Origin of the sequence: Aeromicrobium sp. (assembly GCF_049587115.1) — a bacterium.
Classification (GTDB): Bacteria; Actinomycetota; Actinomycetes; order Propionibacteriales; family Nocardioidaceae; genus Aeromicrobium.
This window is the reverse complement of the sequence record NZ_JBAVDI010000082.1, coordinates 1-2728: the sequence shown is the minus strand read 5'-3', so window position 1 is coordinate 2728 and position 2728 is coordinate 1. Positions and strand designations below refer to the sequence as shown.

Below are 2728 nucleotides of genomic sequence, written 5' to 3'. Positions count from 1 at the left end.
TGCTGCGCAGCCGGGCGAGCAGGGGGGCGCTCAGCTCGGCGGTCGACAGCCCCGCGGCTGCGGGAGTGCCGTCGCTGGTGACGGCGGTCGCCGTGGTGAGGTTCTTGACCACCGTGTTGTTGACGATGTTGACGAAGGCCGCGTCGTCCAGGGCGATGCCGCCACCCTCGTGCGCCGAGACGTTGTTGGCGATGGTGTTGTTGGTGATGGCGATGGTCTCCGGCGAGCTTGCCGTGATGTGGGTCCCCGAGGTCTGCAGGAGCCGGATGCCGCCCCCGTCGTCGTTGGCGAGGTTGGCCTGGATCCGGTTGGCGTCGATGGTCACCGGTCCGGTGCCCTCGGACAGCTGGGTCGTCGTTGCCGGCAGCTCGCCGGCGACCATGATCGCGCCGCCCTCGTCGTAGGAGGAGTTGAACCAGATCGTGTTGTGGTCGATCGACCCACCGAGGGAGTAGCCCGCGGACTTGGCCGTGGGGTGGGCCTGGTAGCCGTAGGCCGAGACCGCACCGCCGTACTCCGAGGAGTGGTTGCCGCAGATCGCGTTGTTGTCGACGGAGTACCCGTCGCTGCCGGTGAACAGCCCGATGCCGCCGGCGAGGTTGGTCCCGCCGTTGTCACGGATCTGGTTGTGGGAGATGACGGTGCCGTAGTTCTTGCTGTCCCCGCCGTAGGGCGTTCCCACGCGGATGCCACCACCGTAGGACCCGCCGTTGCCGACGATGAGGTTGTTGGTGACCCGCATGCCCTGCACGGTGTTGTGGGCGTAGATGCCGCCACCCTGGGCCACGATGGCCCCGCTTCCGCCGTAGGGCGTGCGCACCCCGCCGGTGATGAGGTTGACGTTGGTGGGCTGGTCGACCTGGATGCCCCCGGTGATCTGGAAGCCGTCGATGCTCACGGGGTAGGACGAGGGCACCGAGCTCGTGGAGGGAGACAGGACGGTCACGACCGCACCGTCGGGGACCGCGGGCGGCCCGGCGTAGGTGAGGCTGCCCAGCAGGGCGAGCCACGCGGCTCCGTTGTCCTGGTCGACGCTGAAGCTGGAGCCGTCGACGATGGTGCCGGGCACCCAGCTGCCGTCGGTCGCGAACCCGCCGGGACCGAAGCCCTGCAGGGCGACCCTGTTGTGGACGATGAGGTTCTCGGCGTACTCCCCGCGCGGGTTGACCGCCGTGGCGGCGCCCGGCTTGACGACGACGAGCCAGTACGGCGCCGCCGCCGTCGGACGCGCGGCCTCCAGGGCGGCCTGGATGGTCCGGTAGGTGCTGGCGGGTCCCACCTCGGCAATGCGCGGGTTGTCCCGGTTGGCGCCAACCGTGCCGCCGAGCGCGTTGAGGACGCGCAGGGTGAGGGAGTTCGACGCGTGCTGGCCGTTGCTGCCCACGATGTCCAGCTGCTGCGCGCCGGCGGTCGCGTTGGTCGGCACGACGAAGGAGATCTGGCTGTCGCTCCAGCCGGAGGTGGTCATCGTGGTGGTGCCGAGCCTGAGCACCCCGGCGGTGGCACCGAAGCCCTTGCCCGTGATCGTCACGGTCCGGGCTGTGGTGGAGTCGCCACGCCGGACGAAGACCTTGTCCACCGCGAAGACCTGCGGCGTCACCGGGTCCACGTCGCAGACGGTCGGGTTGGCCACGGAGGTGTCGGGCGTGAGGACGGTCGAGGCCACCTGCGTCGGTGCGGTGTCCGTCACCGTGTAGAGGCCCGGCCAGCCCTGGAAGGTGGCGGAGATGGTCCGGAACCGCGGGTTGTAGTCCTGGTTGAGGGCGCCGGGCGCGCCGGGGTCGTTGCCGGTGAAGCGGTACATGTTCGGGCACGGGCCGGCGGGGACGGGGCAGTTGTAGGTGCCGGTCGAGGGCATCAGTGCCTCGTACATCCCGTTGAAGTCGGTGTGGGCGGTGTAGGCGAGGCGTCCCGCGGAGTCGTAGAGGCCGACGGGGACGTAGGGCAGCCCCTGGGCCTCGCCGAAGTTCACGCTGCGCTTGTCCAACGTCAGACCGAGGTCGTTGAGCGTCACGCCCCAGAAGTGGGTCGGGATCGGCACGTCGGTGTAGAGGCTGAACGTCGGTGCCGTGGTCTGCCCGGCCCGCACGGTGACGAGCTTGTCCTGGCAGGAGGGGCGGTCCTGGCCCTGGAAGGGGCTGCCACCGTTGGCGAGGAAGTCCTCGTCGGTCACGTCGACCTTGTGCAGCGGGCCCGCGCAGCCGGACACGATGCCACCGGTCTGCGACGGGGGCTGGGAGGGCGGTGTGACGTCAGGCGTGGGTGGACCGCCCGGGTCGGCTGCGATCGCCGGGGTGGCTGGCGGGAAGTTCTCCTGGGGCAGGTAGCTGTCACCGGTGAAGACGTTGACGGCCTCCTCGGAGGTCACCTTGTACATCGCGCCGCCCCCGACCGGGTTGTCCGGGATGTCGACCCCGACGAGGTAGTCGGTGGCGACCAGCGGCTGCGGGTCGTAGCCGGCAGCGGCCAGGTCGGCGTACAGCGCCAGGTCGTGGTCGGGGGCGGGGTTGCGCTGGTCACCCACGGGGTACTGGTTGACCTTGGACTCGGAGAAGCCGTAGTTGCCGTTGACGGTCTGCGCGCCACCGGCTGCGTCGGACGGCCCTGCCGTGAAGCCCATCATGGGCGACTCGACACACATCCGGTTCGCGTCGGCCCCGGACTGCGGCAGCGCCAGCTGGTCGGTGAGCTCGTCACCGTTGTAGAGGCGCGCGGTGCAGCCGCGCGG

General features: G+C 70.2%; 1 protein-coding gene. It reads right to left on the bottom strand.

The features are described from left to right. Positions 1-2728: hypothetical protein (locus WB461_RS08460; protein ID WP_423852290.1), on the bottom strand; the 2728-nt coding region annotated here is incomplete at both ends.